We start from the raw sequence: 16,440 nt of genomic DNA on the forward strand, positions 1-16,440 counted from the left end.
ACTGTTATTTCACTAACTAATAAACGTACTTGCCTGGCTGCTCAATGTACTCAAGGCATTTGAAAATTTCTAATCTCTTCACTTAACCACTGTTTAAATGCCCTAACACGCGGATTTTCAACTTCAGCGGGATGCGATACCAAGTAATAGGCAAATTCATGGCTACGCCAGGGCATGATTGCCTGGACTTTCCTATTCTGAAGTAGCCGACGAGCGATAGAGTATCGGCCAATATAGAGTCCTAACCCTTCAGCGCAGGCCGCTAAGGTAAGGCTGCTGTCAGAGAACTGTAATTTCTGTAGTGATGAATGCCATTCAACCCCCGCTTCACGAAACCAGGGCTGCCATGTATTCCATGGCTCTGACGGTTGAATAGTGCTGTCTTCCAGTAAAAGTTGAGTTTGCAATAAACTTTCAGAGCGAACGTCGCTGAGACTACTTATCAACATGGTAGGAGCAAGGACAGCCACCGCATCGCCCATCAATTGCTCAGTATGAAGGTTTGGGTAGTCACCAGTGCCAAAACGGATGCCTATATCAGCTTGGTTATCGCGAAAGCTCAATAACTCACTTTCACCACGCAGCTTTATCTGCAGGCCCGGGTAAAGAGCTTTTAAATTAGCTAGCCGAGGGATTAGCCAATAGTGGATAAATGAGTGGGGGGCAGATAGCGTCAGCGGGCCATCTACCCCCTGTTGCCTAAGCTCTTTAGTTGCTTGTTCGATTTGGGTAAAAACAGTAGCTAAACGACCATGGTAGCGACGGCCAGACTCCGTCAGGATTACGCCACGTGGCTGGCGTATAAACAACGCAATATCGAGCCTACCCTCCAGTTCTTTTATACGATGGCTGACGGCTGCTGGCGTCAGGCTAAGCTCCTGGGCAGCAGCGGCAAAGCTGCCTAATCGTGCAGCAGTCTCAAAGGCACGAAGGGTGTTTAAAGGAGGAAAAGTGATTTTGCTCATGGCTAAATTCTAGTAACCCTATGGGTGACAATAAAGCAGTTTCCATTATTATTTTTAAGGTCACAATAATGCTTTCTTTTAAATGATCCCTTTAGGAGCAGAGCATCATGAGTGAGCATTTATATCGACTAGCGGCATTTTCGACAGATCCAACCAAGGGCAACCCAGCGGGCGTATGGATTGGCGATGCGTTGCCAGATAATAAGATAATGCAGAGTATCGCCGCAGAAGTGGGTTACTCGGAAACCGCATTTATCGCCCCATCGAGCGGTGAAATCAGAACTATTCGTTACTATAGCCCGCTAGCAGAGGTCAATTTTTGTGGTCATGCCACGATTGCAAGTGCCGTCATGGTGGGGCGCTTAAGTGGTATTGGCACTTATCAGTTGGATACATTAGTAGGCCGCATACCCGTGAAGGTTCACTCGGTTGATGGTCAGATGCAGGCTGCACTCACCTCGGTTGAGCCGGCCCATAAACCTGTTACTGAACAACTTGTCGATGAAGTACTCGCGCTACTGCAGTGGCCATCTGATGCACTGGATCGCACTATTCCTCCAGCCCTGGCCTACGGCGGAGTCTGGCACCTTATTTTGGCGGTCAACTCCCAGTATCGACTGAACCAACTAGACTACGATTTTGAAAAACTGACATCTTGGATGTCGCGGGAGGGAGTAACAACGCTCCAGCTTATATTCCGCGAAAGTGATGACCTTTTCCATTCACGCAATCCTTTCCCTGTGGGCGGTGTTGTGGAAGACCCTGCCACTGGCGCTGCAGCGGCCGCGCTAGGCGGTTATTTACGCGATGCCAAGTTAATGGATGTACCTGGAAAATTTCTGATAAAGCAGGGTGAAACGATGGGTCGATTAAGCCTGCTGCAGGTTGAAGTCCCCGAGCAAGGAGGAATAGTAGTGGCCGGCACAGCTGTAGAGATTATTTAATTGCCTAACATGTTGCTCAGAGGCAGTGATGTAAACTCTGCCTTGATGGGTTAAATAACCTTCTGAGCAACAACTGCGTAAACATGCCAATGTTTGGTCTTCCCTAGCAGGGTCTTACCTTCTGTATTGTGTTCAACAATATCCATGAGCTTAAACTGATCATTAAACAACGCTTGGATATCAGCATAGGAATGTATCGATAAATCACCTCGATTCATTTTTGCCCAGGCGTCATTTGGCCCCATAAAATGGCCACAAAATACACCTCCATGCTGCAGCGATTGCGTTAAGTATTGCCAAGCGACCGGAAAATGCGAGGGTTCACAAAAGAACAAGCTAGAGCATGCATTAATAATTGCCGTTTCTGGGTATGTAAACTGTTCAAAGCTGCATACTTGCGGAAATAGCGTGTTATCAATGTGTCGCCCACCTACCTCTTTTAAGCGCGCTATCGCAGCATCGCTTTTATCGTAGGCATATACCGTATAACCACGCTCCACCATGTACATGGCATCACGCCCTGCCCCACAGCCCGCATCAACGGCTACCTTTGGCAAGGTGTTTCCCACTAACTCAAGCGCTCGTTTTAGCGGCGGGTATACGTCAACGCTTAGTGATTTTTCAAGGTACTTTTGCTCACTCACTCTACCCCCGCCAAAAACTGCTTAAGCAGATTATCAAGTTGCGCCCGTTGCTCGTCAGTCAGACCCCTCACCAGCTGCGCCTGGGTTTCCACGTGGGCGGCCACCGCTTCGTCGATTAAATCGAACCCACGTTGGGAAAGAGAGATTAAAAAGCCGCGACCATCATTGGGGTTTTTAACCCGCTCAATCAACCCCGCCTTTTCTAGTTGATTGATGCGGTGAGTCATGGTGCCTGACGTCACCATCGTGGATGCCATCAAATCCCCCGGCGATAGCGCATAGGGTTCCCCCTCTCTACGCAGGGTGGCCAGAACGTCAAAGCTGGCGTCAGTCAGGCCGTATTCCGCCCAGGTCTTCTCCATTACGCGCATTAAAGTGTGATTCAGCCGTTTGACCCGCCCGATGGTGCCCATCGGCGCAACGTCAAGGTCAGGCCTCTCCTGCCGCCATTGTTTGAGAATGTTGTCTACATGATCCATGAGCGTATTTTGCGCCTAATTAGCTTGACGTCAAGATTAATCACACATATCTTGATATCAAGATACTTTCAAAAAACGGTACCAATGAGAACTTCGCCAATGACGTTATCAAGCACTGACCGCACAATACACTCACCCAAAAGAGCTTGGCTTGCCCCGCTGGTATACCTGCTAGCCGGTGGCGCCTTGCTGGGCCTATCGACTAATTTAGCGAAACTTGCCGGTGACATTCAGCTGTCAGCGCTCGCGTTTCTGTTCTGGTCGATTTCAGGGGCATCGCTCATTTTGCTGGCTCTTGCCGCCTTCCGTCGCAATTTACCGCCAGTTAACCGCCGCACCGTTGAGTATTACGCTATTTCAGGTCTGCTGGGTGTGGCGGGGGCCAACCTACTGTTTTTCTCAGCCGTCCCCCATGTAGGTGCTGGGTTCGTGGCATTGATCATCACCCTGCCACCGCTACTCACCTACGTCGGCGCCCTAGCGTTAAAAATGGAGCGGTTTCAGGTGATGCGCGCAGCGGGGGTAATATCGGCCCTGTCAGGAGCCATCACCTTGGCTTTCCATAAGCTTTCCGCGCCGGATGCCGATTATCTCTGGATTCTCCTCGCTTTAATCGGCCCTGTACTGCTGGCCATCGGTAATCTTTACAGAACCTTGCGTTGGCCAGAAGGCGTATCCAGCGATGCGCTGGCACCCGGCATGCTCATCGCCGCTGCCGTTATTCTACTCAGCGTGGGCTTCCTACCGGGCTTCTCTTTGAACGTTCCAACAGACCGCTCTCTGCCGATCATGCTGATTGCCGTTCAAGCAATGGTCTTTGCAGGCCAGTTCTTGCTGCTTTTCCTACTGCAAAAAAGTGGCGGCCCGGTATTTCTGAGTCTACTGGGTTCCGTCGGCGCCGTGGTGGGCGTACCCGTCGCCATACTGCTACAGGGAGAGACCGCCCCCGAGGGCTTACTGCTAGGCACCCTATTCATTGGTGCCGGTATTGCCTTACTTAATATTGGTAAAGCCAAGCAGTAGCCAAATGCACCAGCCTAAATAAGAGGGTACCAATCAAGGTAATGCACCGTTTAGAGGCGTTCAAAAGAAGCCTTTAACCGAACCTGCTTTCATTATTGATTGAATTCAAGGTTAAAGAATACATCGTTCCATATAGTGAGTATTATCTTCCGTTTTACGGGTACGAAATCCCATACGTTCGTAAAGCGCTACCGCCGGGTTTATATAAAATACACGTAGCCGAAGTAAGTGAATGCCCGCTTGTTGAGCAATTTCTTCCGTGTATCGAATTGCCGCTGTACCGAAGCCATTGCGCTGCCATTTTTGATCAATTTGTAGTTCCCGAATATAGTAAGCGCTTTCATCGTGATTTACGCACAGCAGCCCCACTCGTGACGCGTTTATGAACAGCTCGTAGCTGTCTAACTCACGCCACTGTTTATCAAATAGGTCAGTATCCCAGCGCATATCCAGCTGTTTGTAATAGGCTGACATATTCCGAAGAATTATGTTTTCCGCAAACGCCTTATCGTTAGCAGGCTTAATAATAGGCATCATATACATACTCTCAGTGCTGCGTTCAGTCACTTTCTCCCATAAGCGCTTTATGGGCTTCCACTATTTCATACTGATTAAACACCTGAACGCCATGTTCGCGGAGCAGTGCAGCTGTCACTCCCATACCGGCTACTTTTTTATCAGAGAAACTGCCGTCATAAATAGCAGAGCTTCCGCAGGAAGGGCTGAATTCAGCAAGTATTGCGACGCTGATATCAAATTTACGGCACAAGTTCAAAGCAATAGAGGCACCTGCTAAAAACTCACTGGTTACCTTGCCTCCATCTTTTTCGATAACATCGACCTCGCCATTTAATACGCTCTCACCGCTGCCGTTGAGAATCTCTGCGGGTGGCCTGGGAATACTCATCCCCGCCTCAACTTCAGGGCAGACAGAAACGATCCGACCTTCAGAGCGCCACCGCTCAACGATCTGATCACCTATCGCAAGGGCGCCACCATCATAGCGAACCTTTTTCCCCAACAAGCAGGCGCTGATTAATACTTTCTTCAAATCGCCTCTCTCCAGCCCGGTGGTTAACGTAAAATTGATGCTTAAAATGCCCCCCTAACTGAGCGAGCTCTTCCTATCAATCATCAAGCCTTCACTACTACTTTCAAAAGTACGCTCTACTAAAACTTGCTAAACCCCTTGAAGCCAATGACGTACCACTTCAATGCCTTCTTCACTCACTAAAAGCCCCAAGTGCGATGTACCTGGGACGGTAACTATTTCTGCGTCCGGGATATGCGGTCGAACGGTAGACTCAAAGCGATCGGCGAACAAGGCCTCATCCTCGGCGCCGCTCAGGAAGAGGCTCGGCACGTTTATAGAACGCAGCTCATCTCGGTAGTTAGAAGGATTAAATCCTGTCATCAGACGATAGGAATAAGCCAAGGTCTCCGAGCCATTGCGGTACTCAGGCGGTAAATTAAACCGCAGCACGGTCAAGCCATTCAAACTTGTCACGCCCAGCTTATTGAGAAGAGATAGCGCAATAATTTTAGCCACACTGGGCTCGGCCCATCCCCCGGAGTTATTACGCACAGTGGGGGCATCGTGCCCAAGATAGGGCGCCAGCAGGAGGTATGCGGAAGCAAGGTGCCCATATTCCCCACCCGCAAAACGCACCGCAAGCCCTCCCCCTGACGAATGGCCCCCCACTACTACCTGGGATACCACAGAGTTTTCCGTTTTGATGTGGTATATAAAATCAGCCAGATCATCCTCAAGCTGATCGATATAGTCGATATCGCCGCGCCGTTGCGGAGAAGGCCCATGGCCCCGTACATCGGGGGTATACACCACGGCAGCGCCTGCATCAGCTAACGCCTGGGCAAAAGTGGCTAAATATTTGCTGTCCGTGCCTGACCCATGAAGAACAATCAGTGCAGTGGGAGATTCACTGGGATAATGCCGATACGCCAGTGCTGTTCCATCACGCGCTTCAAAGCGCTGAAGTGCTGGTAATTGGCTCGCTGTGCCCTGCTCTGAAACTAACATCTTGAAATCTAAGCCGTTAGCACTTTTTTCTGTAGACATTGCTAACAATACTCCCATCATTAAGGTCAAAATGTATTGTCTCATTGCTGCTTACCATTAATGGAGAACTCGACAGGAGATGCAAGGTGTCCTCAAGGCTGTGAAATATAGAGGTGTAACTCTGCTCTTACCACTAGGTTAATGATTTAAAATTGATGGTACCGTCAACCTCATTGGCATATCAGCCATTTTTAATGCATGAGATATTGATGGCAACCTAGACTGACAGGAAAAATATTATGTATAGCATTTCATTAGAAAACGTACCTACCGTCAGCCTTTCTGAGTTTATGAAAAGCAGAAAGGAAAACAATGGATCGGTTGGGCATACGCCTTCATTTCAGATGCCAGTCCATAGTTCAGAAACCACAGACTCAGTCAACTCTCAAAAAACAAGCGCGAAAGACAATAGTAATGGCTCAGACACACAGATTTCAGACTACGCTAAAGCTGAAAAATTGTATTCTCAATTACAGCAGCAAGCATGGCTCGATCAATTGAAAAAATGAGCTTATGCTCAATTATAGGCTGCAAACTATTGATGAAGCAGTGCAATTTTTGCCTATATTGAAAACGCCAAAGCCATGTTTGACTTGGCGTTTTATTTTACTGGCTGACGTACCCCTTACCCCAACTGAAACGGATAAACAGCCCCAATCTTTAACAGCTGGGTTAACTCATCCAGCGCAGTGAGGGACTCTTCCGCGAGCTGTGGATCAGCGAGATCATCAGGGGCAAGTCGGTCGCGATAGTGGCGATTTACCCAAGCGGTGAGATCATCGTATAGCCCATCGGTGAGCAGCACACGGCCGGTGAGCGCGGCGCGTTCGGTTTCCGTTAGTACCACCCGTAGGCGCAGGCAGGCGGGGCCGCCACCGTTGCGCATGCTCTGCTTGACGTCTTTAACGATCACTTCGCTGATGGGGTTATTGCCCGCCAGTAGGTAATCCTGGATGGTGCGCCAGACCGCTTCGCGCTCTTGGCATTCGCCGGGTACCACAAGCGTCATGGTGCCATCCAGATTGGAGAGTAGCTGCGAGTTAAACAGATACGAGGCCACCGCATCTTCCATGCTCACCGCTTCCAAGGGTACGCGCACGGGAATCAGCGGCGTGGCCATTTTAGCGCGCAGCTCATCCAGGGTGCCCTCTTCGTCCAGAAAGGCCATTTCGTGGTAGAGCAGGACGGGGCCGTTGCCCACGGCAATCACATCGTTGTGGAACACGCCTGCATCGATGGCGTCCGGATGCTGCTGGGCAAACACCGTTTGCGCCTCCGTTAGTCCATGTTGGCGAGCCACCGCTTGACTGGCTTCCAGCGTTTGTCTGGCGGGATAGCGCTTGGGTTCGCGCTCGCCGCTACGCACGTCACCAAACGCCTGGCGGCCATACACAAACAGATGAACGCCGGGTTCCCCGTGCTCGCCGCATAGACGGGTGTGATTGGCCGCGCCTTCATCGGAAAAGGCGGGCGTTGCGGGCAGTACCGGATGGTGGGCGAAGTGCTGCTCGTCGCGGAAAATTGCTTGCAGCACCCGGCCAGTCGTTTGCGGCTCTAAATAGCGGTGAAAGCTGGACTGTAGATTTGCGGGGGTGAAATGTACCCGACTGTCCGGTACATCCATGCTGGGAGTGATCGTGCACGCATTCGCCGTCCACATACTGGACGCCGAGCAGACCGCCCGCAGTAGTTGTGGAGCCTCACGAGCGGCACGGGCCAGCACTTCGCTATTGCTACCGCTAAAGCCCAAATCGCGCAATGCGCCAATATCCGGCCGCTGCTGGGGGGGCAGCACGCCTTGGGCGTAGCCCGCGTCCATCAGCGACTTCATCTTTAAGAGCCCCTGCAGCGCACCCTCTTTGGGGTTGGACACTAATCCGCCATGGCTCATGGAAGCGACGTTACCTACTGCCAAACCTGAGTAGTTATGGGTCGGCCCGACGAGCCCATCGAAATTGACTTCCCTGACGTCGAGGGCGCTCATAGACTAACTCCCGGCGGCAGGGTCTCGGGCATCTCCAGGCTATCGGCTTCCATGGAGGCGACCGGATAGGCGCAGTAGTCTGCCGCATAAAACGCGCTGGGGCGGTGGTTGCCGCTGTCACCTACGCCACCGAAAGGTGCGTCACCGGAGGCGCCGGTGGTTTGGCGGTTCCAGTTGACGATCCCGGCGCGAATACGCAGCAGGAAGTCGTCCCAATCGGCTTGCTCACCGCCAATCAATCCGGCGGAAAGCCCGTAGCGGGTGTTGTTGGCAAGCGCGAGCGCTTCATTCCAATCGCTATAACGATGGATTTTCAGCAGCGGGCCGAAATGCTCCTCGTCGGGCACATCCAATCCCGTCACGTCGATTAGCGCAGGGCTTAACAGGCTGGTGCTTTCTTGCAGACGCTGCATGCGGTTGATCACCGTGCCGCCCATGGACTCCAATTCATCCTGGGCCTTAAGCAAGCCATCTGCCGCCACCACGCTGACCAAGCCACCATAGAACGGCGCAGGATTGTCTTCGAACTGGCCCGCCACGTGTAGCTTTGTGATCGCCTCTGAAAGCGCATCGATCAAACGATCACCGACTGCGCCTTCAGGCACCATCAAACGCCGTGCGCAGGTGCAGCGTTGGCCGCCGGAAAGAAACGCTGACTGCAGAATCGCCAGCACAGCGGCCCGCTCGTCGTCGACATCTTTCACCACCAGAGGGTTATTGCCGCCCAGCTCCAGCGCCAAAATCTTATCCAGTTGGCCGGCAAACTGCTGGTGCAGCATACCGCCCACTTTGGCGCTGCCGGTAAACAGCAGCCCATCAATATCGGGATTACCTGCCAGCGCTTGGCCCACCGGCACACCGCCCTGCACCAGGTTGATAACGCCTGCGGGCAGACCGGCTTCCAGCCAGCACTGCAGGGTTAAATCTGCCGTCAGCGGGGTTTGGTCGCTGGGCTTGAAGACCACACAGTTACCCGCCAATAGCGCAGGCACCATATGGCCGTTGGGCAGATGACCAGGGAAATTATAAGGGCCAAATACCGCCATCACGCCGTGGGGGCGATGGCGCAACACGGCTTGTGCACTACCAACGGTTTTTTCCCGTTCGCCGGTACGCTCGTTATACGCCTTAACCGACAAAGCCACCTTTCCCACCATGGCACCCGCTTCGGTGCGCGCTTCCCAGAGTGGTTTACCGGTTTCAGAGGCTATCGCCACGGCTAACTCTTCACCGCGGTTTTTGAGCACCTCGGCAAACCGTTCGACCAGCGCCTGACGCTCGGCAAAGGGGGTGCGTGCCCAGTTGGGGAAGGCACCGCGGGCGGCTTTTACTGCGGCGGCGACTTGCTCAGCGCTGGCGGTCGCGGCTTGCCATAGCGGCTGACCGGAAATGGGGTCGTACTTGCTCAACGGCTCTGCGTCGCCCGCGACCCAGGCGCCATTGATGAGTTGTTGCTGTTGGGCGTGCATAAAAAACTCTCCTGAAAACGTCGCCTAGGTTTCGAGTAGCCGTAAGGTATCGCCGGTGGAAACGCCTAAACGCTGCGCTTCTTGTTCGCTAAGCACGATGGTGTTGTCATCGTTAGGCGCACGACCTACCCAGCTGGCGGTGAAGTTCAGCATGTGGGTGGTGGCGGCCAGCCAGCGGCTAACGCTCTCTTCCGCTGCGCTATTGGATATCTCCACGTGGCAGAGCCGTGAGTTACGGATGGCGCGCACGTCGTCAATATAAGCCTCCACCGTCGGGCCACCGTCGAAAATGTCGATATAGCCTTCCCAGCGCAGCCCCTCTTTTTTAAGCATTTCCAACGCTGGGCGAGTGTGGCGATGCACCTGACCAATACAGGCCCGTGCCTCTTCGGCCATAAAGGTGGTGTAAATGGGAAACTTGGGCATCAGTTCGCCGATAAAGCTTTTCTGCCCTAGACCGGTTAATCGATCCGCTTCGCTGAAATCCATGGGGAAGAAGTGTTTACCCAGGCTCTCCCAGAAAGGACTGGTGTTGTTGTCGTCAAACACACCGCGCATCTCCGCCAGCACTTTATCGGGGAAACGGTCGCGGAACTGGGCGATAAACAGCCAGCGTGCTTTAGAGAGCAGCGCGCCGTTGCGCAAATGTTTGTTGGCTTCGCCGCGGTATTCCGGGCGCAGAAACAGCGAGCACACTTCGGCGTCACCGGTGTGATCGGAGCTTAAAAACAGCGTATCGATGGTGCGGTGTAGATCCAGTTGCACCGAAGAGTGTGCCAAGGTGCCCAACCGATAGTTGTAGAACGGCACTTCCCGGCCCACCTGGCCCTCAATGGCGCAGCAGCCAGCGAGTTCGCCGCTTGCTTCGTCTTCCAGCACAAAGAAGTAGAGTCGGTCATCCACCGGGGTGCGCTCTTCAAAGGCACTGGCGGCGGCTTCAATCTTACCGGCCAGAAACTCGCGGTTATCCGGCAGCGAGGTAAAGCCAACGCCCGCCTGCTGCGCAAGCGCCTGAAGCCCATCCAAATCATCACGGGCAATGGGTCGAATGCGCATTACATCTCTCCTTCATCGAGTGCATCTACCACAGAGGGTAGCGTCAGCGGCGCGGCAAGCACCGCCCGCCCTTCCGTGACGCCCAACCGCTCGGCGTGCTCAGGAGATAACATCAACTGACCGGTGGGCGAGAGCGCGTAGCGCGCGACGATGCAACGGAACTCGCCCAGCTTTTGATTGGCAACCAGCGCCGGTTCAGCGTCAGGCAAGGTGTGCTCCGGGCGTATGCGCACGGGGTGCCAAGCGGCACTGCGAAAGGTTTGCAACCGTTCGCGCTCGGCTTTGACAATCGGCCCCGCGTCGAAAATATCCACATGCCGCGAACGCACAAAGCCCTCGGCCAGCATCTCTTCCAACGCCTCTTCGTGGGCCGGGTGCTCACGACCTATCGCGGCTCGCGCCTGGGGCGTCAGCAGCGGCAAATAGAGCGGAAACTGGGGCATGACTTCGGCAATAAAGCTCTTCGAGCGCACTCCGGCAATGTGATTCATATCCTGGAAACTGCGGGCGAAAAAGTGCCGTCCTACGCTTTCCCAGAAAGGCGATTCGCTGCGCGTATCCAGATAGCCGGGGAAGGCCACCGCCAGAATGCGCGAAAACCGTTCTGGATACTGGGCGATAAACATTAACCGCGCCCGGCGTAACAGGCTCTCCGCGCTGGTGCCTTTATAGCGGGGATTAAGCGAGAAGGCGCACAGCAGAGTGGCATCCGAGACTTCATGGGAGAGCGCCAGCGTCTGCACTTCGCGGCGCACGTTGAGCTGCTGGGAAGCGTGAATCAGCGTTTCCTGGCGGTAGGTGTAATAGGCCTCGTTGGCGCCCGCTTGGGCACGGATAGTCGCCGTGCCCAGCACTTCCTCGCGCGTATCGTCCGCCAGAACAAACGTATAGTGCTCGTCTTCTGGAAACTCAACGTCACCGTTAAAGGCGTCTTGAGAGCGCGCGATGCGCTCCTGAAGGCGCTCACGGTTGGCGGGCAAGTTGGTCAGCCTCGGCACCGCGTGTTCAGCCAACTGCTCCAGCGACATGAGATCCGACGCTTTAACGGGTCGAACTACCAGCATTCTCGACGCCTCTCCTTCCGTTAACACGAGTGACGCAGCCTGTTGTTCACTCATGCGGTCGCAACTAACCGCTCAATCGCGCGCTCCAAGCGGGCCATGCCCTCGGCAATATCCGCCTCTGGAATAACGAGCGAAGGCGCCATGCGCAGTACGTTCGGCCCGGCGATCAGCGCCATCAGGCCCTCTTCAATCGCCAGCGGCAGGATATCTTTGGCACGGCCCTCATAGGCATCCGACATCTGGGCGCCCATCAGCAGGCCCATACCACGAATCTCTTTGAATACGCCGTACTTGCGGTTGATGGTTTCCAGATGCTCACGGAACAGATCGTGGCGATGCTTAACGCCCTGGAGCACTTCGGGGGTATCGATAAACTCTACCGCAGCCAGAGCAACGGCGGATGCCAGCGCGTTACCGCCATAGGTAGAGCCGTGGGTACCGACAACTAATGATTTAGCCACCGAGTCGATTGCCAGCATGGCGCCAATGGGGAAACCGCCGCCCAGGGATTTAGCACTGGTGAGGATATCCGGGGTGATGCCGTAATTTTTATAGGCGTAGAGCTCGCCGCTGCGGCCAACGCCGGTTTGCACTTCGTCAAAAATCAGCAGCGCGTTATGTTCATCGCACAGGTCGCGCAACCCCTGGAGGAACGCCTGCGTTCCGGGCACGATGCCGCCCTCGCCCTGCATGGGCTCGACCATAACCGCGCAGGTATCGTCGCCCATTAGCGCGCGCACACTTTCCAGGTCATTGTAGTTGGCGTGCAGAATGCCGCCGGGCACCGGGCCAAAGCCCTGGGAGTACTTGGGCTGGCCGCCGACGCTGACGGTGAAGAAGGTACGCCCATGGAACGACTGATAAAACGAGATGATTTTATCTTTATGCTCACCGTGGTTATCCACTGCCCAGCGGCGCGCCAGCTTGAGCGCGGCTTCGTTGGCTTCACCGCCGGAGGAGCACAAGAACACCTTATCGGCAAAGGTGCGCTCGACCAGCGTTTTGGCGAGGGCAAGCGCTGGCTCGTTGGTGAATACGTTGGAGAGGTGCCACAGCTTTTCGCCCTGCTCTTTAAGCGCGTTAACCAGCACCGGATGACAATGGCCAAGGGAGTTAACCGCGATCCCCCCGGCGAAGTCGATATATTCTCGCCCCTGCTGATCCCACAAGCGGCTACCTTCACCACGCACGGGAATGACCTGCTGCGGTGAGTAGTTGGGCGTCATGTAGTGGTCGTAATCTTGACGGCTTGGGGTATGGCTCATGGCACGCTAGCTCCAATGGAGGAATAGAATGAAAACAGTATAAAGGGGTAATAAGGGTAACCGCTTTCAGTAATGGGACGGTAAGTTATGAATAGCGGCGCTTAACCCAGGCGCTCTTCCCGAGGTGTCATGCCGAAATGGTGACGGTAGGCGGTAGAGAAGTGGGCGCCAGAGGAAAATCCCGTGGCAAAGGCAATATCCCCGACTGGCCGGTCACTTTCGCGCAGCTGTTTGCGGGCTTCCTGCAGGCGCAAATCGAGATAGTAGCGGCTGGGCACCGCCTGCAGATACTTCTTAAATAGTCGCTCCAACTGACGCCGGGAGATCCCCAAGTGCTCGGCCAGTTCCAGGGTCGAGAGCGGCTCCTCAATATTGGCTTCCATCAGCGTCACGGCATCCACCAAGCTCTGCGGCGCGTGGCCCAAGCGGCTACGCAGCGGCACGTGTTGGCGCTCATCTGCCAAGCGAATGCGGTCGCAGGCAAACTGTTCCGACACCTGTTCCGCTAAGCGCGCACCGTGATGCTGACCAATCAGCGTCAGCATTAAGTCCATGGCGGCAGTACCGCCCGCGCAGGTGAGTCTATCGCGGTCAATTTCAAACAGCTGTTGAGAAAGCGTCACCTGCGGATAAGCCTGGGAAAAGGCCTCAAAACGCTGCCAGGGCAGCGTCGCCCGATAACCTTCTAGCAAACCACAGCGCGCCAATACCTCGGTGCCCCCTGCCAAGCCCCCCAGCGCTACACCATGGCCCTGGTGCCCCCGCAGCCACTCATTGAGCTTGGCGGGCAGCGTATAGGGCAATGGTGTCGGTGCACATAAAAACAGCAGGTCTAGTGGGCCTAGAGCAGTAGTTAGCTCATGCTGCGCTATGAGCGAAAGCTGGGCGCCACTCCGCACTGGCTCGTCATTGAGGCTTAGCGTGACGGTTTGGTAAAGCATTTGCCCACTTAGTTGGTTGGCCATTTGCAGCGGTTCTAGCGCACTGGCGTGGGTCAATAACGAAAACCCCGGCAACAACAGAAAAGCCACCCGCCGACGAGTGATACCTGTGTGGGAGGTTAACGGGTTGGGCAGCATGATAACTGACTGGCTTGTATAAAAAATTGTATAAAAAACCGCATGAAAAACCGCCATCGGCCTAGAGAAGCGACCATCTTACCCAATTGCGTAGAGGATGGCAGCGTTATGACCACTGCAGCAAAAACGTGACGCATGAATGCAAATTGCCGGGCCAAAGCCCGGCAATTTAAAGCCTAGTTAAGCACTAATTTCCCCGATTAATAATGCCTAACACGATGATGCTAACCACAATTACGCCGAGAATGATCACCACCAACGGTAGCAGCTTGTATAACCCGTCTGGTCGCTTCTTGGCTTCAGGCTGTAGATGCGGTTTGGAGGTTTCATAATCCTCTGGTATCCGCTCATTGATAATGTGCTGCTTCTCTTCTTCCGGGGTTTTGCTTTCCCTAGTATCCATAAACACCTCCCGCGTTCCGGTCGAATTGGGCGGCGCTCCCCCGCCCCAGTGAATAGCTTACAGATTCACGACATCAAACTTAACCTCTGGATTGACGTCGGCATCGTAATCAACATCGTCACGCTCGAAACCAAACAGTTTCAAAAATTCGTGCTTATACCCAGCATAGTCGGTAATTTCGAATAAGTTTTCCGTCGTCACTTCCGGCCAAAGATCCTGGCAAGCTTGCTGTACGTCATCGCGCAATTCCCAGTCATCCAGACGCAAACGTCCAACGTCGTCGGTGGAGAACTCACCGCGAAGGCCTTCGGCCGAATAGAGCTGCTCGCCAAATAGACGGTTCAACTGATCGATAGTGCCTTCGTGCAGACCCTGCTCTTTCATGATGCGATAGACCATGGCGATATACAGCGGCATAACTGGAATGGCCGCGCTAGCCTGGGTGACAACCGACTTGAGCACTGCCACATTGGCACCGCCACCGCTCTGTTTCAATTTGGCATCGATAGCCGCTGCGGCGCGATCCAGGTCTTCTTTGGCTTTACCCAGCGCACCGTGCCAGTAAATCGGCCAGGTGATTTCGGTACCGATATAGCTAAACGCTACGCTGCGCGCGCCTTTGGCCAGCACACCCGCCTGGTCAAGGGCTTCCATCCACAGCTCCCAATCTTCGCCACCCATCACGGTGATGGTGTCATCGATCTCTTGCTGGGTAGCTGGCTCTACTTCCGCTTCGATAATCGCGTCTTTATTGGTGTCGATAGCGGTGGCGCGGTAGGTCTCGCCAATCGGCTTAAGGCTTGAGCGCTTCAGTTCGCCGCTATCCGGCAGCTTGCGCACAGGGGACGCCAGCGAGTAAACCACCAGATCAATCTCACCCATGTCTTGCTTGATCAATTCGATGGCTTTTTCCCGCGCTTCATGGGAGAACGCATCGCCGTTAATCGAATTGCTATACAGGCCTTCCTGCTTGGCAAACTTATCGAAAGCAGCGCTGTTGTACCAACCTGCGGTGCCCGGTTTTTTATCGGTGGCGGGCTTTTCAAAGAACACGCCAAGCGTGTCGGCGCCATAGCCAAACGCTGCGGTAATACGTGCGGCCAACCCATAGCCACTTGAGGCCCCAATGACGAGCACTTTTTTCGGGCCCGCCTGCTTATCCAAGCTACGAGCACGGGTCGCTTCAATCTGTTCGCGAACATTCTGCTCGCAGCCGATGGGATGAGTGGTAGTACAAATAAAGCCGCGCACTTTGGGTTTAATAATCACATCGAACCTCGTTATCGGATTGATTTTGCTTTTTTGACATCATAACTAGCAACATCGTTATGCCATAGTTTTGCCACAGCGTTAGTTTTTGCAATAGCGTTTGCCGTAGCAATTTCAAGAGCAATTTCATGAGCAATGTCATGATTCAGTGGGGGTATTCTAGCGGTCTACCGGCGCCCTGTCCGCCCTTGAGCTATTGTCCATGCTTAAGCGGTAGTCTGCCCTTGAGCTAGAAACACTTTCGCGTCACGATAGCTGCCCCAGTATTTGTGTCAGTACTTGTATCAGCACTTGTGTCAGCAACGACTTACCATGAGGCAATCATGAATGCACAGCAGCTAGTAGATGAACGCGGCGATTTATGGCTGGTGCTAGCCCCGCTGTGGCTGGATCGTGAACCCAGCGAACGCGATTACGCGCGTATGGTCGAGGTCATAGAGCGCTATGATATGACCCTTAACGAGCTTGAGTGGATGTTTCGCTTGGAAATGGCCCCGGTGATGTCCCGCCACCAGCTCTCGATCGCCAGCGAGTGGCGGCAATTCGATGACTATAAGTTGATGAAACAGTTGGTAAGCCACAACCTGCGGTTGAAAGGTTGGCGGCGCAAAAGCTGGGCGTTGTTTTCAGGCCTAACCACCATGATGGTGCGTCACCGCTTAAACACGCTCATTAGCCGCGTGGCCGTTGCCCGGGGCGAGCAGATTTAGATAGCG

Annotated in this window: 18 protein-coding genes; 4 read left to right on the plus strand and 14 right to left on the minus strand. The window is 54.0% G+C overall.

The features are described 5' to 3' along the window. Positions 1-50: 50 nt before the first annotated feature. Entirely contained in the window at positions 51-965 is a 915-nt protein-coding gene (locus J7J49_RS08225) for a LysR substrate-binding domain-containing protein (RefSeq protein ID WP_215091696.1), read from the minus strand. A gap of 107 nt (positions 966-1,072) precedes the next feature. Between J7J49_RS08225 and J7J49_RS08230 the strand changes: the two genes are divergently transcribed. Continuing rightward, positions 1,073-1,909, plus strand: a complete 837-nt coding sequence (locus J7J49_RS08230) for a PhzF family phenazine biosynthesis protein (RefSeq protein WP_215091698.1) — start codon at positions 1,073-1,075, stop codon at positions 1,907-1,909. A 50-nt stretch (positions 1,910-1,959) separates the two neighbouring features. Here J7J49_RS08230 and J7J49_RS08235 read toward each other — a convergent pair whose 3' ends face one another. Continuing rightward, entirely contained in the window at positions 1,960-2,553 is a 594-nt protein-coding gene (locus J7J49_RS08235) for a class I SAM-dependent methyltransferase (protein WP_215091700.1), read from the minus strand. Next, a complete protein-coding gene (locus J7J49_RS08240) occupies positions 2,550-3,032 on the minus strand; it encodes a MarR family winged helix-turn-helix transcriptional regulator (protein WP_215091702.1) in 483 nt (160 codons plus the stop codon). The genes J7J49_RS08235 and J7J49_RS08240 overlap by 4 nt, the downstream gene beginning before the upstream one ends. 99 nt (positions 3,033-3,131) lie before the next feature. Here J7J49_RS08240 and J7J49_RS08245 point away from each other — a divergent pair, with 99 nt between their 5' ends. After that, positions 3,132-4,055, plus strand: coding sequence for a DMT family transporter (locus J7J49_RS08245; RefSeq protein WP_215091704.1), 924 nt, complete (start codon positions 3,132-3,134; stop codon positions 4,053-4,055). Positions 4,056-4,166: 111 nt separating this feature from the next. Here the strand turns inward: J7J49_RS08245 and J7J49_RS08250 are convergent, their stop codons facing one another. The 3 genes from J7J49_RS08250 to J7J49_RS08260 all read right to left on the minus strand — a co-directional run bounded on the left by J7J49_RS08250 (position 4,167) and on the right by J7J49_RS08260 (position 6,135). Continuing rightward, the gene (locus J7J49_RS08250) at positions 4,167-4,592 is read right to left on the minus strand and encodes a GNAT family N-acetyltransferase (protein ID WP_251048210.1); all 426 of its coding nucleotides are present in this window, start codon (positions 4,590-4,592) and stop codon (positions 4,167-4,169) included. Positions 4,593-4,614: 22 nt separating this feature from the next. Next, positions 4,615-5,121 carry a 2-thiouracil desulfurase family protein gene (locus tag J7J49_RS08255; RefSeq protein WP_502793511.1) on the minus strand — a complete coding sequence of 169 codons (507 nt, stop codon included), beginning with the start codon at positions 5,119-5,121 and terminating at the stop codon, positions 4,615-4,617. Positions 5,122-5,235: 114 nt separating this feature from the next. Then, positions 5,236-6,135 carry an alpha/beta hydrolase gene (locus J7J49_RS08260; RefSeq protein ID WP_215091708.1) on the minus strand — a complete coding sequence of 300 codons (900 nt, stop codon included), beginning with the start codon at positions 6,133-6,135 and terminating at the stop codon, positions 5,236-5,238. 239 nt (positions 6,136-6,374) lie between these two features. Between J7J49_RS08260 and J7J49_RS08265 the strand changes: the two genes are divergently transcribed. Then, positions 6,375-6,644 (plus strand): hypothetical protein, encoded by a 270-nt coding sequence (locus J7J49_RS08265; protein WP_215091710.1) that lies wholly within the window; start codon positions 6,375-6,377, stop codon positions 6,642-6,644. A gap of 116 nt (positions 6,645-6,760) precedes the next feature. Here the strand turns inward: J7J49_RS08265 and astB are convergent, their stop codons facing one another. The 8 genes from astB to fabV all read right to left on the minus strand — a co-directional run bounded on the left by astB (position 6,761) and on the right by fabV (position 15,724). Beyond that, positions 6,761-8,119 (minus strand): N-succinylarginine dihydrolase, encoded by a 1,359-nt coding sequence (gene astB, locus J7J49_RS08270; protein ID WP_215091712.1) that lies wholly within the window; start codon positions 8,117-8,119, stop codon positions 6,761-6,763. Continuing rightward, positions 8,116-9,588: a succinylglutamate-semialdehyde dehydrogenase gene (gene astD / locus J7J49_RS08275; protein ID WP_215091714.1), complete on the minus strand. Its 1,473-nt coding sequence runs from the start codon at positions 9,586-9,588 to the stop codon at positions 8,116-8,118. The genes astB and astD overlap by 4 nt, the downstream gene beginning before the upstream one ends. A gap of 24 nt (positions 9,589-9,612) precedes the next feature. Further along, positions 9,613-10,644 (minus strand): arginine N-succinyltransferase, encoded by a 1,032-nt coding sequence (astA, locus tag J7J49_RS08280; protein ID WP_215091715.1) that lies wholly within the window; start codon positions 10,642-10,644, stop codon positions 9,613-9,615. Continuing rightward, a complete protein-coding gene (locus J7J49_RS08285; RefSeq protein WP_215091717.1) occupies positions 10,644-11,708 on the minus strand; it encodes an arginine N-succinyltransferase in 1,065 nt (354 codons plus the stop codon). The genes astA and J7J49_RS08285 overlap by 1 nt, the downstream gene beginning before the upstream one ends. Positions 11,709-11,758: 50 nt before the next feature. Beyond that, positions 11,759-12,973, minus strand: a complete 1,215-nt coding sequence (locus J7J49_RS08290; protein WP_215091719.1) for an aspartate aminotransferase family protein — start codon at positions 12,971-12,973, stop codon at positions 11,759-11,761. Between the two features lie 101 nt (positions 12,974-13,074). Beyond that, positions 13,075-14,052, minus strand: coding sequence for a GlxA family transcriptional regulator (locus J7J49_RS08295; RefSeq protein ID WP_215091722.1), 978 nt, complete (start codon positions 14,050-14,052; stop codon positions 13,075-13,077). A 187-nt stretch (positions 14,053-14,239) separates the two neighbouring features. Further along, positions 14,240-14,455 carry a hypothetical protein gene (locus J7J49_RS08300; RefSeq protein WP_040480793.1) on the minus strand — a complete coding sequence of 72 codons (216 nt, stop codon included), beginning with the start codon at positions 14,453-14,455 and terminating at the stop codon, positions 14,240-14,242. 57 nt (positions 14,456-14,512) lie between these two features. Then, positions 14,513-15,724, minus strand: a complete 1,212-nt coding sequence (gene fabV, locus J7J49_RS08305) for an enoyl-ACP reductase FabV (protein WP_064232508.1) — start codon at positions 15,722-15,724, stop codon at positions 14,513-14,515. Positions 15,725-16,047: 323 nt separating this feature from the next. Between fabV and J7J49_RS08310 the strand changes: the two genes are divergently transcribed. After that, a complete protein-coding gene (locus tag J7J49_RS08310) occupies positions 16,048-16,434 on the plus strand; it encodes a DUF7079 family protein (RefSeq protein ID WP_064232507.1) in 387 nt (128 codons plus the stop codon). Positions 16,435-16,440: the final 6 nt, after the last annotated feature.

This window comes from Halomonas sp. ISL-56, from assembly GCF_018612805.1.
In the GTDB taxonomy this organism is placed as follows: Bacteria; Pseudomonadota; Gammaproteobacteria; order Pseudomonadales; family Halomonadaceae; genus Vreelandella.